This window comes from Nocardia sp. NBC_01503, assembly GCF_036327755.1.
Classification (GTDB): domain Bacteria; phylum Actinomycetota; class Actinomycetes; order Mycobacteriales; family Mycobacteriaceae; genus Nocardia.
Genome location: NZ_CP109596.1, coordinates 4,843,304 through 4,858,197, shown reverse-complemented (window position 1 = coordinate 4,858,197; position 14,894 = coordinate 4,843,304). Strand labels below are relative to the sequence as shown.

Below are 14,894 nucleotides of genomic sequence, written 5' to 3'. Positions count from 1 at the left end.
CGCGAGATGTCACAGTGTGGAAGTCTGTTTCGTCTACGTGGTGAGGGTCGTCCAGGTGGGCGCGTGGTGAGGAATGGTGAGCAATGAGCGATGAACGGCACGGGGTACCGGATCAGGCGGAGCTGGCGCGGCAGTTCGAGGAGCATCGGGGATATCTGCGCCGCGTCGCCTACAGCACGCTGGGCAGTTTGAGTGATGCCGATGATGTGGTGCAGGACGCCTGGCTGCGACTGCAGCGGTATTACGAGACCAGTCCGGACGGTGCGGAGATCGAGAATCTGCGCGCGTGGCTGACCACCGTCACCGGTCGGCTCGCACTGGATCACCTCGGATCGGCGCGGGCGCGCCGTGAGCAGTATGTCGGCGAATGGCTCCCGGAGCCGGAGATCACCACCTGGGATGATCCCGCCGACCGCCTCTCCCAGGATGAGCGGGTGACGACCGCGCTGCTGGTGGTGCTGGAGTCCCTCTCCCCCGCCGAGCGCACCGCCTTCGTCCTGCAGGATGTGTTCGGTATGACCGGTCCCGAGGTCGCCGATGTGGTCGGCCGCACCCCGGCCGCGGTGCGGCAGTTGGCCTCTCGCGCCCGTAAGCATGTGGAGTCCGGCACCCCGCGCTTCCCGGCCAGCCCGGACGAGCACGAGAAGGTGGTGTCGGCGTTCGCGCTGGCCTGGCGCTCCGGCGATCTGAGTGCCCTACTCGGCGTACTGGATTCGAATGTCACCTTCACCGCCGACGGCGGCGGCAAGGTCAATGCGTTCCGGCATCCGCTGCACGGCGCGGGCAAGGTCGCCGAGACGCTGCTCGGTTTCCTGCGCTTCGCGGGCGAGGTCGGTGGCGCGTGGGGCCGTTCGGTCATTGTCAACGGCCGCCCCGGCTTGGTGGTCTTCGACGGTAAGAGCACCGGCGTCTTCTCGTTCACCATCGACGAGGGCCGCATTACGAATATCGATGTCGTCCGCAATCCGGATAAGCTGCACAACCTCCCCGAGGACGGCGACCCGGATTGGCTGCTCGGCGAGCAGGCCGCCGAATAGTCGGAACGAACGGGCCCGCAACCGGATTGGGTGGCGGGCCCGCTCGTCAGTTCCCCACCGGATGCAGTCCGTGGGCGGCGGCGACCTCCGGGGAGTAGAGCTTGCCCGCATCGGCGGTGAGGCCCTGGGCCAGGCCGTGGTCGGCGTCGCAGGCGGCTCGCCAGCCGCGATCCGCGATGGCGCGGACATACGGGAGGGTGGCATTGGTGAGCGCCACCGTCGAGGTGTGCGGTACCGCGCCGGGCATATTCGCCACACAGTAGAAGAGTGAATTCGCCACCGGGAACGTGGGTTTCGCATGTGTCGTGGGGTGTGAACTCTGGAAGCAGCCACCCTGGTCGATGGCGATATCCACCAGCACCGAACCCGGCCGCATTTGGGCGACCAGACTGTCCGGCACCAGTTTCGGCGCACGCGCGCCGGGCACCAGCACCGAACCGATCACCAGATCGGCTGCGGGAACCGCCTTTTCGACCTCTGCGGCATTGGATCCGATGGTGGTGATGCGGCCGCCGAAGCGGGCATCGAGTTCACGTAGGCGCGCGATATTGGTGTCCAGCACTGTAACTCGCGCACCCATGCCCACGGCTACACTCGCGGCATTGGCACCGGCGACGCCGCCGCCGAGCACCACGACATCGGCGGGCCGTACCCCGGGCACACCGCCGAGCAGGACTCCTTCCCCGCCCTGCGGTGACATCAATTGGTATGCGCCGACCTGGGTGCCGAGTTTGCCCGCGACCTCGCTCATGGGTGCGAGCAGTGGCAGCGATCCGTCCGGGGCGCGCACCGTCTCGTAGGCGATGGCGGTGATACCGGAGTTCAGAATCGCTTCGGTGCAGTCGCGCGAGGCCGCCAGGTGCAGGAAGGTGAAGAGCACCTGCCCGGCGCGCATACGCGAATACTCCTGGGCGATGGGTTCTTTCACCTTCAGTATCAGGTCGGCGGTGCTCCAGATCTCGTCCGCGGTGGGCAGGGTACGCGCCCCGGCGCCGAGGTAGTCGGCGTCGGAGAAGCCCGATCCGGCCCCCGCTCCGGCTTCGATCAGCACCTCGCGTCCGCTGCGCACCAGCTCGGCGGCACCGGCCGGGGTGAGCGCCACCCGGAACTCCTGCTCCTTGACTTCCCTCGGAACCCCAATTTGCATACCGTCATCGTGTCCCACCGGTCGCGTCCCGGCCACAAACACGCCGGGATGGCGAGGGCTGGTGCGGCAACGGCGCTAGCGGGCGGCGAGGGTGAGCGTTTCGCCCGGGGTCGGGATGCGGAGTTGGGCGGCGCGGCCCGCGTATTCGAAATTGCGGGCGAGGTAGTCGAGGGATTCGGAGAAGTGACCCCAGCCTTCGCCGTGCACCGGGACGATGACGGCATCGCCGAGGGCGGCGGCGGCACGGACGGCGCTGCGGCCGTTGAGGGTTACATCGCTGTCGCCGAAGCGGTCCACATTGGCAGCGCCCACGAAGAGGATGGCCACATCGATGCGGCCGATGCGATCGGCGATCCGCTGCACCAGGTCGACGGAGGCGTTGTCGCCGGAGACGTAGACCGTGGGCAGCCCCGCGCCCTGCAGGATGAATCCGGTGACCACGCCGGAGAGCGCTTCGGCGCCCTCGGGACCGTGCAGCGCCGGAACACCGGTGACGGTGACGTCGCCGATCCGTACGGATTCCCAATTGGCCAGGCCCGTAACGCCTTCCATTCGCGCGGCGGCATCGGGGGTCGACAGCACCCGCTCCACCGTCGACAGGAATTCGCGCCCGGAGTTGTCCAGATTGTCGGCGTGCTGATCATGCGAGAGCAGTACCGCGTCGACCGCTCCGACCTGATCGACTCCGATGGCCGGTCCGGTCAGCTTGTGCAGGGTGATCGGCCCGGGGTAGTCGCCGGGCGCGTCGAACGTGGGATCGGTCAGCCAGGTCAGGTTGCCGTAGCGGAAGCGCACGGTGGGTCCGCCGATGTGCAGGATGTCGATGGTGGCGGTGGTGTTTTCGATCGTGTTCGTCATGGGTTAGAGCTTGGCCGAGAGAAAGTCGGCGCAACAGTGGCCCGAAGGCCGCGTATCGATAAGATCGGGCCATGCGTTCCATTGCCGTGCTGGCGTTCGATCAGATCAGCCCGTTCCACCTGTCGGTGCCGAGCCTGGTGTTCGGGCGGGTCGGCGCGGGCGGCAATGCGCCGTACCGGGTGGACGTGTGCGCCGAGGAGCCCGGAATCCTGTGCACCCCGGCGGGATTCGACATCATCGTGCAGCATGGCCTGGATACCCTCGAGCGCGCCGAGACGGTGATCGTCCCGAGCTGGCAGCGCCATCGGCCCTTGACCGAGCCGACCCGCGCGGCGCTGCGTCGCGCGCACGCCAATGGTTCCCGCATTGTCGGACTCTGTCTGGGCTCCTGGGCCGTGGCCGCCAGCGGATTGGCCGATGGCCGCGAGATCACCACGCACTGGTCGGCCGCGGCCGAATTGGCCCGCGCCTATCCGGCCGTGCGGGTGCGCGCGGACACCCTGTGGTCCGATCACGGCGATCTGATCACCTCGGCGGGCGTGGCCGCCGCCCTGGACTGCTGCCTGCACCTGGTGCGCAGCGATCTCGGCAGCAGGCACGCCACCGAACTGGCCCGCGCCCTGGTGCTGGCCCCGCATCGCAGTGGTTCTCAGGCGCAGTACATTCCGATCGCCGTGCCCGAGGCGATCGACGACGATCCCATCGAACACGCCATGGTCTGGGCGCGAACACATCTCGACGAAGGCATCGATCTGGATAGCTGGGCGCGCACCGCCCTCATGTCGCGCCGCACCTTCACCCGGCGCTTCCGCGACCGCACCGGCTCCAGCCCACAGCAGTGGTTGCTACAACAACGCCTGAACCACGCTCGCCTGTTGCTGGAGTCCACCGACGAGACCATGGAACGCATTGCCGCGGAGTCGGGCCTGGGCACCGCGGTGAATCTGCGTCACCACTTCCATCGCCAGCTCGGCACCTCCCCCGCGACCCACCGATCGCTGTTCCGGAGGGCGGCCGTAAATTCTCGATCATGAGGATTCAGCTGGGCGACATCGCACCGCAGATCGACGAGAGCGCGTGGATCGCGCCCAATGCCACCGTGATCGGCCGGGTGCGGCTGGAAGCCGATGTGAGCGTGTGGTACTCGGCGGTCCTGCGCGGGGATATGGCGGAGATCACCGTCGGGAAGGGCACGAATATCCAGGACGGCTGCGTACTGCACGCCGATCCCGGCTTCCCGTGCACGGTGGGCGCGGGAGTCTCGGTGGGGCACAACGCGATTCTGCACGGCTGCACAATCGGTGACGATGTGCTGGTGGGAATGGGTGCGACGGTGCTCAATGGCGCGGTGATCGGTGCGGGAAGTCTGATCGCGGCGAACGCGCTGATTCCGGAGGGCGCGCAGATTCCGCCGGGTTCACTGGTGGCGGGTGTGCCCGGCAAGGTGCGGCGTGAGCTGGGCGAGGCCGAGCTGGATCGGATTCGGCTCAATGCCGCGGTCTACCTGCACAACACGAGCCTGCACCGTGATGGTCAAGAGGCGTGACAACGGGTGTCGTGTGAGAACTCCCACACTGAACAAGCGACCATATGGGACCGCTGTTAGCATTCGGCGAAGCGTTCCCGGCGGCCCGGGCTGTGCCGCCGCTTGCCGGGTGCGCGCTGTGGGCTAGCAGGAGGTTTCATACGGTGTCGTACGAGCAGAACGGTATGCACCGACGGCGGATCAGCGTCGCCGATATCGCGGACCAGCCGGGGGGTATCGAGGCGCTGCAGCGCCGAGTTCACGAATTACGTTCCAATGGAATCGATTTCGCCGCGAACGCGATAGAACGCGAGATGGCGGCGCTCAACGTCCAATAACTGGACAGTAGGTTCACGGCGGGGCCGGTACATGCGCGCCGCGATGCGATAATGCGGGTTGACCTTTTCCGCCATGGCCGTCGTCACCGCAGCGTCGCGGATGCCAACCGACTCGACTGGAGACTCGATGCCGTCCGTGCCCGCCATCCTGCAGCGCATCCTGGAGAAGCCGCGCGCAGAGGGCGAACAGCTGCTGGAGAGCGCGCTCTCGGCCTTCCTGGACTTCGGAATCAAGCGAACCAGTATGGGAGAGATAGCGCGTCGTGCGGGCATCAGTCCGGCGACGCTGTACCGCCGCTTCGAATCCAAGAACGATCTGGTCGAGGCGGTGAGCGTACGCGAGGCGCAGCAGTTCATCGCCGAGATCGACGCCCGGGTGCAGCGGGTCTCACACAATGGTCGGGCCGGCGAGGAGCAGCTGGTCGAGATCTTCGTCGCCTTCATCACCAATCTGGCCAATAACAAACTGCTGCAACGACTCCTGCGCACCGAACCGGATGTGATCCTGCCCCGGCTCACCACCGATGCCGGACCGGTGCTCGCGGTGGGCCGCACCTATCTGGCCGAAAAGCTGCGTGCGCTACAGGAATCGGGCAGCGTTCCGGATTTCGACGCCGATCTGGTCGCGGAAGTCCTTGCCCGCCTGGGGCAATCGCTGGCACTCACCCCGGAGGGCCTGATCCCACTGGGTGATGAACAGGCCGCCCGCGAGTTCGCCCGGCGCACCATTCTGCCGATGATCGGTGTGCCGCGCGGCTGAGCCGGGCCGATGGCGTGTCACCGGTCGCGTGAAATCAGCCGGTGCGCACCGACTCCCGTTCGACCCGGGATCGCCCGGCGAAGCGGCGCATGATGGGGACGTCCACCAGGTGGTAGAGCAGTGCGCCGACGGCGAGCGCGACCACCAGGCTCAGCAGCGAGAATCCCGCCCAGCCGAGCATGCCGAATTGCCTGCCGCCGATGAGATATCGGGTGATCACCACCATCACCGGCAGCTGGACCAGGTAGAATGCGAAGGTGATATTGCCCAGCCACACCAGGCGCGGATGCGAGGTGATTCCCTTGATGCCGTGCATATCCCGGGCGCCGAGGGTGGCGACCACCGCCGTCATGGGTGCGAGCATGAGCGCCGACATCTTGTAGTTGACCGGCACCAGCCAGGTCGCGGCATAGGAGAGCGCGAGCAGCAGCAGCGGAATCGCCAATCGCGTATTGTGCCACCGGCCTTCGAGCACCATGCGCGCGGCCAATACGCCGAGGTAGAACTCCGGCAGTCGTGAGGCCGGGAAGGTGTAGCTCAGCCAATACGACGGGGAGACCGGGATATTCGGCTGCGCGAACCACGCGGGCGAGGAGTGCAGTTCGTAGTACGGCGAGGCGTCACCCGGAACCAGCCGGGGCACAAAAATATTCGCGATGCCCTTGGGGCCGGGCACCCACAGATAGTAGGCGGTGTGCAAGGCCAGCACGAAGAGCACGATCAGGGCCATGGCCAGCAGTAGGCGCTCGGTCGGAATCCGCCGAATGAGCGGTAGCGCCAGGGGAAAACTCAGATAGAACAGCACTTCGGCGGCGAGTGACCACGATGGCACATTGAGCCCGCCGACCATGGTCCACTTCGGCACCCAGGTATGGATGAGCAGCGCATCGGGGGCCCACACCACCGGGCGGTGCAGCGGAACCCCCGCTGCCACAATGAATGCCGCCGCACCCAGCAGATGCGTCGGATAGATCTTCAGCACGCGACGCCGGTAGAACCCGCGCACCGAATTCCCGGGCCGGAACGACCAGTAGATGATGAATCCGGAGAGCACGAAGAAGAACGTCACACCCCCCGCGCCCAACTGCATGGGAATCCACTGGTGGATGGTCCGGAACAGCTCCGATTTCTGGAACGGATACACCGGCAGGAACACCAGCGCGTGCACCACGAATACCGCGCACGCCGCCCACCAGCGCGCCCCGGTCAGCGACGGCAGCGCGGGCCGCTCCCGATTCGCCCGCGCCGCAACACTTTCCGATGCGGCGGGCGCATCCGTCAACGCGGTCGCAGCCCCCGTCATCCCGGCATGAGCACCCGTCAGCGCGGTTGTCGCCCCCGCCACCCCGGCATGCTTTTGGCCGGGATCCCCCTCGGTCAGCTCGATTCCCGTGGTCGTCATCGCCCGTACCTCTCGTAGACGGCGTTCGCGACGACGGCGTCACCGTGTGCCGAGGGGTGGAACGGCAGCCCGCCGATATCGGTGCGATAGTCCAGGACCCCGTTCAACCACGGGTCCGCGGAGCACAATCCGTGGCCGAGAGTCGGTGTGCGAGTGTCGAGGAAGTCGATTCCGAGCAGCCCCGCCGCCTCCCGCTGGGCCCGGTCGATGCGATCGAGGTATTCGATCGCCGCCCGTCCGCGCGGCTGAATGAACGGCGCCACCCCGAACAGGCTGATACACACGCTGTCCTGCCCGGAGGGGAACAGCTCCGGATAGCCGACCAGAACAATGCGGGCATTGGGTGCGTAGTACTTGATGTAGGTGACCACATTGCTGATCCGCTGCGCGAACGCCGCACCCGAGACGCCCCGGTAGTCCGTCATCCGTCCCTGTTCGGCGGCCTCCGGCCCGCACCCGTCGATCAGATCGAAGATGCACCTCTGCAGCGACCACCACATGATCATGTCGGTCGCACCCCACCGGTCGTTGAGTCCGATCTGCAGGGTCACCAGTTTGGTGTTCGGCCCGAAAGCCCCTGCCTTATCGGCTTTCCGGGCCTCCATGGCGAGGGTGTATCCGGGCGGGGTGTCGATGGAGGCGCCCGGACAGGAGGCGTCCAAATAGTCGTCGGTCCGCATCAGCTGGACCAACTGCGCGGGCCAGGAGGTTTCGCTGTGCACACATTTGACCTCCTCGGAGAGGAAGTCCCACTTGTTGGCGGTGAACGAATCACCAAGCACCACAAGCTCTTTGCCCGCGGGCGCGGGATCGCCACCGGCAGCCCCGGATCCGCTCACCGCGGCGGCCACCACCATGGCGACCGCGCACGCCCAAATCCCATTCCTGCCGAACACGTTTCGCTGCTCCTCAGTATCCGGCACGCGGTTCGAAGCCCGGAACGTCCAGAGTCGGCGGCGCGGGCTTCTGGACGGTCTGGGCGGGTTCCTGCCGCACCGGCTTGGGCACGGTGGCTTGCGGCGCGGGTGGTTGCGCGGGTGCGACCGGTTGCGCGGCAGGCGCTTGGGTCGGCGCGGGGGCTTCGGTCATCACGGGTGGCGGTGCGGGCGCAGCACTGGTCACCGGCGCCGCGCTGGTCACCGGGGCGACCACCGCGGTGGTCGTGGTCGGGCTCGACGAGCCGCCGGACTCGGTGCCGCTGCCGCATGCCGCCGCCCCGCCGATCAGTACTACCGCGCCGACCCCGGCCGCGATGAGGCGAACAGTGGATCGGATTGGGGCAAAGGTTGTCATGGAGACCCTCGAATCATGAACTGAAGTGTTCGCTATTCACTTCAGCGGAAGTGTACAAACCTCCAGCCCCTCGCCACCCCGATTCGCGCAATCCCCCCGCCCCCACTTCCATGGGCACCCCCGAACCCTCCGACCAGCGGAAAACGAAAAACCGGTAGCGGATCCCTACTTCCACTACCGGCCTTCCTTCGTGCGGCCACGACCGCGGCGATTCAGATATTGCCTACCGTCGCCGCGGCGCTGCCTGCTGCTCCCGAGGCGATGGCACTACCCGTGCACAGCCACCTCCAAGCCCCCTGCCGAACCCCGTTGCGCTAGGTCGAGAAGGGTGAGCCCGCGCCCTCGGCGCGCGTACTGCCCCGGCGACCGGTCGCGGCGAGCGGTAGGGCGATGTCCTCGAGGGAACGGCCCTCGGCGTCGACGGCCAGGGCGCGGGCGATCAGGCCGCCGGTGATCATGACGGCAGCGCCGAGCAGATAGCCGAGACAGAGGCGGCCGGGGTGCGAGCCGTCACCGATGAGCGCGCCGTAGATGACCGGGCCGAGTGCGCCGAAACACTGTGCGATGGCGAAGAATACGGCGATCGCCTTGGCGCGGACCTCCAGCGGGAAGATCTCGCTCACGGTCAGGTACGCGGCGCTCGCGCCCGCCGAGGCGAAGAAGAATATGACGCACCAGCAGATGGTCTGGGTGACCGCATTGAGGACATCGGCGTAGAACAGGCCCGCCGAAATCGCCAGCAGCACACCGGAGAGCAGATAGGTGCCCGAGATCATGGTGCGGCGGCCGAGGGTGTCGAAGAGATGACCGATGGTGAGCGGGCCGACGAGATTTCCTATCGCGAAGGCGATCAGATAGATCGGCGCGGATTCCGACGGGACGCCGTAGAACTTGCCCAGGACCAGCGTGTAGGTGAAGAAAATGGAGTTGTAGAGGAAGGACTGGCTGATCATCAGCGATGCGCCCAGAATCGAGCGCTGCGGATATTCGCGGAAGAGCACCCGGGTCAAGGCGACGAAACCGATCTCGGTAGCGGGCTTGACCTCCATGGCCTTCGATTCGTCCACCGGCGGAAGGGTTTTCCCGGTGGCCTCGACCTCGCGTTCGATCTCCTCGATGGACTCTTCCGCGGCCTGTGCGTGCCCGTGCATGATCTGCCAGCGCGGGCTCTCCGGCAGATGCCGCCGGACCAGCAGAACCACCAGTCCGAGCACCGGGCCGATCAGGAAGCCGAGCCGCCAGCCCGCCGACAGGCTCATATGATTCAGCAGAATATAGGTGCCTATGGTGCCGATAATCGCTCCGGCCCAATAGGTTCCATTCACGGCGATATCCACGCGCCCGCGATAGCGCGCCGGAATCAACTCGTCGATGGCGGAATTGATGGCCGCGTACTCACCGCCGATGCCCATACCGGCGATGAATCGCGTGACATAGAGGAAGGCGATCCAGCCCGCGCCATTGCCGAGGGTGAGCGCGGTGAGCCCGCTGCCGATCAGATAGATCGCCAGCGTCACCATGAAGAGATTGCGCCGCCCCAGCCTGTCCGAGAGATGTCCGAAGAACAGTGCGCCGACGACCTCGCCCGCCAGGTAGACGGTGGCGATCAATCCGACCGCCGCCGAGGACATTCCGAGCGTCTCGGGTTTGGTCAGGGTATCGGCGACCGCGCTGGCGACGGTGATCTCGAGACCGTCCAGCACCCAGGCCACCCCGAGCGCAACCACCAACCGGGTATGAAATCTGGACCAGGGCAACCGGTCGATCCGCGCCGGCACCAAAGTCCGCACCACCCGACCCGTCACCTCAGTCATCCCGACCTCCAGTCCGAACCCCGCAAAGTTCCGACTACCCGGCCCAAGCCAGCGCAAACGCTGTGTTTTCTGCGCCGCCTTCGGCGTCGCGGTTCGCGCTGTGTTTTCTGCGCCGCCTTCGGCGTCGCGGTTCGCGGCCCTGTGAGCTCGGTTCTTCACTCCTCCGGTCAGTCGCTGCGCTCCTTCCCTCCGTCGCTCCAGAACCGAGCCGGGCCGCGAACTTGGGGTACTTGTCCGCTCCGGGGGGGGCTTTCAGTCGCGGGCGCGGACTTCCAGGATTTGCAGGGCGCGGCCGATCGGGCCCTGCTCGTCGTGCAGGACGGTGGAGCACATGCCGACGCCGTCCGGGCCGATGGAAGTGGCGACCGAGAGGCCGATCCAGTCGGAGACCGGGAGGCGGAACAGGTCGACGGTGAGGTCGGTGTTGAGGAAGGTGTACTGCGCCGGATCGAGTTGTGCGCCAATACCATTGGCGACATCGGCGACCGCGAAGACATGGCCGAGCGGGGTCACCGGCTCGCCGTCCACCACCTCGCTGTGCGAGCGCACCCACACATGGCGCGCCCCAGCGGATTCCGGTAGCGCGCGAATATCGACGGTGCGCACATAGCCGACATCCCACCCCTCCGGAACGTCCCAGCCGACCTGCGCGGAGGGCGGAACGGGCGGTAGCGGAGCGTCTGCCGCCAGTGCCACGCCGCTGGTATCGGTGGTGGCGATCCGCCACGCGCTGGCCTTGGCGACCACTCGCCTGGTCCCATCGGGCAGCAATGCGGCGAGCTCGGCCGCGACCAATTCGATCCGCTTCCCGGGGCGCTCCACCCAGGCCCGCACATCGATCTCCGCGACCGGAATCGGCCCGAGGATCTCCATGGTCAGCCGCGTAACCCGCATACCCTCCCGAGGCGCGCACTGCTCCACCGCTCGAGCCAGCAAGGCCGAGGGCGGCGCACCGTGCTGCATGGTGTGCGCCCACACGCTCACCGTGGATTCGGTCGCCAGATACCGCTCGTACCCACCCTCGACAGCCCCGAGCGGCATGAAATACGCGGGCATAGCCACCCGATCGCCAGCAGCGGCGTCATCGGTCCAGGTCGTCTCACTCACACGGCTCACCGCGCCAACGTACCAACTACTTCGCCTAGCTACCGAACCCGCACACGCAGATCCACCCCGGCTGTCCAGGCACCAATCGCATCAGTCGTTCCGACACCAATCCCACCCGTCATCCCGGCATGCTTTTGGCCGGGATCCACCCGGACAGGGCATCCGCCAAATGTGTGGATCCCGGCCAAATACGCGCCGGGACGACGAGGGCTTCGCTCGATCCAGGAATGGACGACGGCCGCGCTCGTTCGGGGGATAGGAGGAGGGCCGGTTCAGTCCTGGGTTGGGCGGGGGGTGTGGTGTTCGGCGGCGGATTCGAGGTAGGCGCCCAGTTCGGATTGCAGGACTCGGTCGAGGGCTTGGGCGAGGGAGTTCTGCACGGCGGTGACGCCGAGTTCGCGGAGGTGGTTGAGCATTTTGGCGGTGGCGGCCACTTCGGTGTCGGTGCCGGGGAGCCAGCCGGGGCCGTGTTCGGCGACTATCTGATCCTTCGCCGCCACGACCATGCGGCGGGCGATGTCCTCCACACGATCGACCACCGCGGCGTACACGTCGATGAGACCGGTGAGGTTGTAGCCGTAGCCGTGCAGGTCGGCGAAGATGCCCAGCAGTTCGGGCTGGGTGAATTCGACGGTCTCCTCGTGTACGCGCGCCAGGCCCAGTTCGGTGAGGCGCTCGAGTTCGTCGCCGGTGACCGGGGAGACCTCGCCACCGCCGAGGAAGGTGTCCAGCAACTCGCGCGGAACTTCCAGGGGCTCTTCGGGTTTGCCCCAGGTGGCGGTGACGGCCTGCTGGAGACCGAGCACCTCGGTGAGGTCCTTACCGGTCTCCCAGCTGGTGATGAAGTCGCCGATATGCGCGGTGGTGAAGCCGCGTTGCAGCAGCGCGTCGATGATTTTGAGCCGCGCCAGATGCGAATCGTCGTAGATGAGCGCGCGCCCGACCCGTCGCGTGGGCGCGGTGAGCAGACCGCGCTCCTGATACGCCCGCACATTGCGGGTGGTGGTTCCGGCGGCGCGGGCGAGATCGTCGATGCGGTACTCCGCCATCCTGGCCTCGCCCTCCCTGTCTCGCGTTCGCCGGTCGACGCTCGGCCCTCGCAGGGAAGGCATCGCCCATGCCACGGTGCGGGTGAGCACCGAGGGCATGGGCTGCGCACGTCGTGTCGACATTAGCCGAGCGAGACGGAGATTCCGTGGTCGGCACTCACCCGGCCCGCCGCGTCCCGGGGTGTGAGGACATAGTCGCGCGCCTGCACCCGGGCGAGTTGGCGCACGAACTGGGTGCCGAAGCCGGGGTACATGGTGGCGTTGAACCCGTCCTCGGTGAGATACCAGCTGCTGCAACCGGAGTTCCAGGTGGTGGAGCGCAACCGCTGCTGAATCCGCGCGTTGTACGAGTCCTGCCGATCGCGCCGCACCTCGAGCATGCGCAGATCGCGATCGAGCAGCAGGCCGATGGCATCGGTCAGATACTCGATCTGCGCCTCCATGTAGACCAGTGCCGAATTGTGCCCCGGCCCGGAGTTGGGTCCGAAGGTGAGGAACAGATTCGGATAGCCCTCGACCGCCACGCTCTTGAAAGCGTATGCGCCCCTGCTCCATTCGTCGGCGAGCACACGTCCGTCGCGCCCGGTGATCGGAATCGGCGCGCCCGCCTTGGAGATATCGAATCCGGTGGCGAACACAATGGCGTCGAATTGATGCTCGATGCCCTCGGCGGTGCGAATGCCCTGCGGGGAGAGCTGCACGATCGGCCAGGTGACCAGCTTGCAGTTGTCGGCCTGCAATGCCGGGTAGTAGTCATTGCTGATCAGCAGCCGCTTGCATCCGGCCCGAAAATCGGGGGTGAGCTGGCGGCGCAGCCACGGGTCACTCACCTGAGATCGCAAGTGCAGCAGTGCGACTCGCTCGACCACCCGGGTCAGCGGGGTATTCCACACCACACCCAGCGCCACCGATTCATGCCCCCAGAACCAGGCGTCCCGCGCCAGCTTCTGGGTGATCGGGGCCTGCCGATACAGCTGACGCGTTCTGGCGGTGGTGCGCCGATTCACCCGCGGCAGCACCCAGCCGGGTGTGCGCTGGAAGACCTTCACCGAGGCCGCGCTCTTCACCAACTCCGGAATGATCTGCACCGCACTGGCTCCGGTGCCGACCACGGCCACCTTCTTACCGGTGAAGTCGTAGTCGTGATCCCAGCGGGCGCTGTGGATCTTGTGCCCCTCATAGGTTTCGATCCCCGGAATCTTCGGCAGGCTCGCATTCGACAGCGGCCCGGAGGCCACCACCACACTGCGCGCCTTGATCTTTCGACGGCCGCGGGTGAAGGACAGCTCCCACAACCCGGTCAGCTCATCGAATTCCAGCCCGGTGACGGTGTGGTCGAAGCGGATGCCGGGCCGAATCCCGAACTCCGCCACCATGGATTCGATATAGCCGAGGATCTCCCCGCTACCGGAGTAGGTGTGCGACCAATCCGGGTTGGGCGCGAAACCGTACGAGTACAGCCGCGACGGAATATCGCAGGCCGCACCGGGATAGGTGTTGTCCCGCCAGGTGCCGCCCACCCTGCTGTCCCGCTCGAAGATGGCGAAGTCGGTAATGCCCTTCTGCCGCAATCGAATAGCCGCGCCGATTCCGGCGAAGCCCGCACCGATGATCGCCACGTCCAGTGGCTTGGCCGCGGCGCTCATGCGACGGGCTCGTAAGTGAGTTCCTTGGACCAGGTGGGCTGGGGTCCGAGGAAGCGATCCGGAATACGCGAGGTCACCTTGACCATGGCGTCGGCGAACAGGTGATACGGGTGGTCGCGGTTGATAACCCAGTTGGCGTGCATCTTCACGATCCGGTACATGGGCACGCGATTGGCGATCGGCGCGCGCTCGCCCACCGAGCGGAAGCGGCGCATGGCGGCGTAGAGCTTCTCCTCGTCCACGCCCATTTCGACGATATTGTCGCGCATCTTGTTCAACAGCGGCACATAGCTGAGCACGCCGACGATGAACGACGGTTTGGCCCAGCCGCCCACCAGGTCGATGGCGAGCTTGCGCGCGGTGGAGTGTCCGAGCAGCTCCATCACCGCGTAATCGGTTGCCAGATGCCGGGATTCATCGGAGTTGATCCGCTTGAAGACCTCCTGCGCGACCGGATCGCTGATCTCATCGGTGATGAATTTGATCAGCGCGCCGTCCAGGGCGACCTCGAGCATGGGAATCACGGTGCCCAGGAACGAGAGCGACATATCGTCGGCATGCTTGTCCAGGAAGTCGATCACCAGTTTGACATTGATATTCGGCTCCGGAATCTCGTCCCCGTCGAGCATTCCCCACCGGCGCATAAGGGCCAGTTCGGCATTGGCGTGCCGCTGCTCCTCGGCGTGGAAGTACCGGTAGATCTGCTTGAGCGTCTCGGTCGGCGCCTTCTGCGCCATGGCGGCGAACCCGCGCGCCCCGACATTCTCGATCCACATGAGATCGGCCATGAACGGCTTGAGTTTGGCGTGCAGTTCCGGGTCGATGAGCTCGGCTCCCGGTGCGTCCCACTCGATATCGGCCAGCGCCCACTGTTTGGACGCGATCTTGCCGAGCATATTGTCGAAGTCGAAGGACATG

The 14,894-nt window shown here is 66.4% G+C and carries 15 protein-coding genes; 5 read left to right on the top strand and 10 right to left on the bottom strand.

Going from position 1 to position 14,894, the window contains the following annotated elements; translation table 11 throughout:
- Positions 1-83: 83 nt before the first annotated feature.
- Positions 84-1,037, top strand: a complete 954-nt coding sequence (sigJ, locus tag OHB26_RS21815) for an RNA polymerase sigma factor SigJ (protein ID WP_330179128.1) — start codon at positions 84-86, stop codon at positions 1,035-1,037.
- A 46-nt stretch (positions 1,038-1,083) separates the two neighbouring features.
- Here sigJ and ald read toward each other — a convergent pair whose 3' ends face one another.
- Together ald and OHB26_RS21805 are read right to left on the bottom strand one after the other, a co-directional pair.
- Positions 1,084-2,184, bottom strand: a complete 1,101-nt coding sequence (gene ald / locus OHB26_RS21810; RefSeq protein WP_330179127.1) for an alanine dehydrogenase — start codon at positions 2,182-2,184, stop codon at positions 1,084-1,086.
- A 75-nt stretch (positions 2,185-2,259) separates the two neighbouring features.
- On the bottom strand, positions 2,260-3,042 hold the full coding sequence (locus tag OHB26_RS21805; RefSeq protein ID WP_330179126.1) for an MBL fold metallo-hydrolase: 783 nt from the start codon (positions 3,040-3,042) through the stop codon (positions 2,260-2,262).
- Between the two features lie 71 nt (positions 3,043-3,113).
- On the opposite strand from OHB26_RS21805, the gene OHB26_RS21800 reads away from it, so the two are divergent.
- The 4 genes from OHB26_RS21800 (at position 3,114) to OHB26_RS21785 (ending at position 5,665) form a co-directional block, all read left to right on the top strand.
- Complete coding sequence (locus tag OHB26_RS21800) at positions 3,114-4,076, top strand: GlxA family transcriptional regulator (protein WP_330179125.1); 963 nt, start codon at positions 3,114-3,116, stop codon at positions 4,074-4,076.
- Positions 4,073-4,588 carry a gamma carbonic anhydrase family protein gene (locus OHB26_RS21795; protein WP_330179124.1) on the top strand — a complete coding sequence of 172 codons (516 nt, stop codon included), beginning with the start codon at positions 4,073-4,075 and terminating at the stop codon, positions 4,586-4,588. Before OHB26_RS21800 ends, OHB26_RS21795 begins: the two co-directional genes overlap by 4 nt.
- A gap of 143 nt (positions 4,589-4,731) precedes the next feature.
- Positions 4,732-4,905: a hypothetical protein gene (locus OHB26_RS21790; protein ID WP_330179123.1), complete on the top strand. Its 174-nt coding sequence runs from the start codon at positions 4,732-4,734 to the stop codon at positions 4,903-4,905.
- Between the two features lie 127 nt (positions 4,906-5,032).
- Positions 5,033-5,665, top strand: a complete 633-nt coding sequence (locus OHB26_RS21785; RefSeq protein WP_330179122.1) for a TetR/AcrR family transcriptional regulator — start codon at positions 5,033-5,035, stop codon at positions 5,663-5,665.
- Positions 5,666-5,699: 34 nt separating this feature from the next.
- Here the strand turns inward: OHB26_RS21785 and OHB26_RS21780 are convergent, their stop codons facing one another.
- From OHB26_RS21780 to OHB26_RS21745, 8 genes are all read right to left on the bottom strand, one after another.
- Positions 5,700-7,067: an acyltransferase family protein gene (locus tag OHB26_RS21780; RefSeq protein ID WP_330179121.1), complete on the bottom strand. Its 1,368-nt coding sequence runs from the start codon at positions 7,065-7,067 to the stop codon at positions 5,700-5,702.
- On the bottom strand, positions 7,064-7,963 hold the full coding sequence (locus OHB26_RS21775) for an SGNH/GDSL hydrolase family protein (RefSeq protein WP_330179120.1): 900 nt from the start codon (positions 7,961-7,963) through the stop codon (positions 7,064-7,066). The genes OHB26_RS21780 and OHB26_RS21775 overlap by 4 nt, the downstream gene beginning before the upstream one ends.
- Positions 7,964-7,976: 13 nt before the next feature.
- Positions 7,977-8,360 carry a hypothetical protein gene (locus tag OHB26_RS21770; RefSeq protein ID WP_330179119.1) on the bottom strand — a complete coding sequence of 128 codons (384 nt, stop codon included), beginning with the start codon at positions 8,358-8,360 and terminating at the stop codon, positions 7,977-7,979.
- A gap of 314 nt (positions 8,361-8,674) precedes the next feature.
- Positions 8,675-10,174 (bottom strand): MFS transporter, encoded by a 1,500-nt coding sequence (locus OHB26_RS21765; protein ID WP_330179118.1) that lies wholly within the window; start codon positions 10,172-10,174, stop codon positions 8,675-8,677.
- A gap of 252 nt (positions 10,175-10,426) precedes the next feature.
- Complete coding sequence (locus tag OHB26_RS21760; protein ID WP_442943032.1) at positions 10,427-11,236, bottom strand: thioesterase family protein; 810 nt, start codon at positions 11,234-11,236, stop codon at positions 10,427-10,429.
- Between the two features lie 317 nt (positions 11,237-11,553).
- Entirely contained in the window at positions 11,554-12,330 is a 777-nt protein-coding gene (locus tag OHB26_RS21755; RefSeq protein ID WP_330179116.1) for a MerR family transcriptional regulator, read from the bottom strand.
- Positions 12,331-12,452: 122 nt separating this feature from the next.
- The gene (locus OHB26_RS21750) at positions 12,453-13,976 is read right to left on the bottom strand and encodes a flavin-containing monooxygenase (protein ID WP_330179115.1); all 1,524 of its coding nucleotides are present in this window, start codon (positions 13,974-13,976) and stop codon (positions 12,453-12,455) included.
- Positions 13,973-14,893, bottom strand: a complete 921-nt coding sequence (locus OHB26_RS21745; RefSeq protein ID WP_330179114.1) for a ferritin-like domain-containing protein — start codon at positions 14,891-14,893, stop codon at positions 13,973-13,975. The genes OHB26_RS21750 and OHB26_RS21745 overlap by 4 nt, the downstream gene beginning before the upstream one ends.
- Position 14,894: the final 1 nt, after the last annotated feature.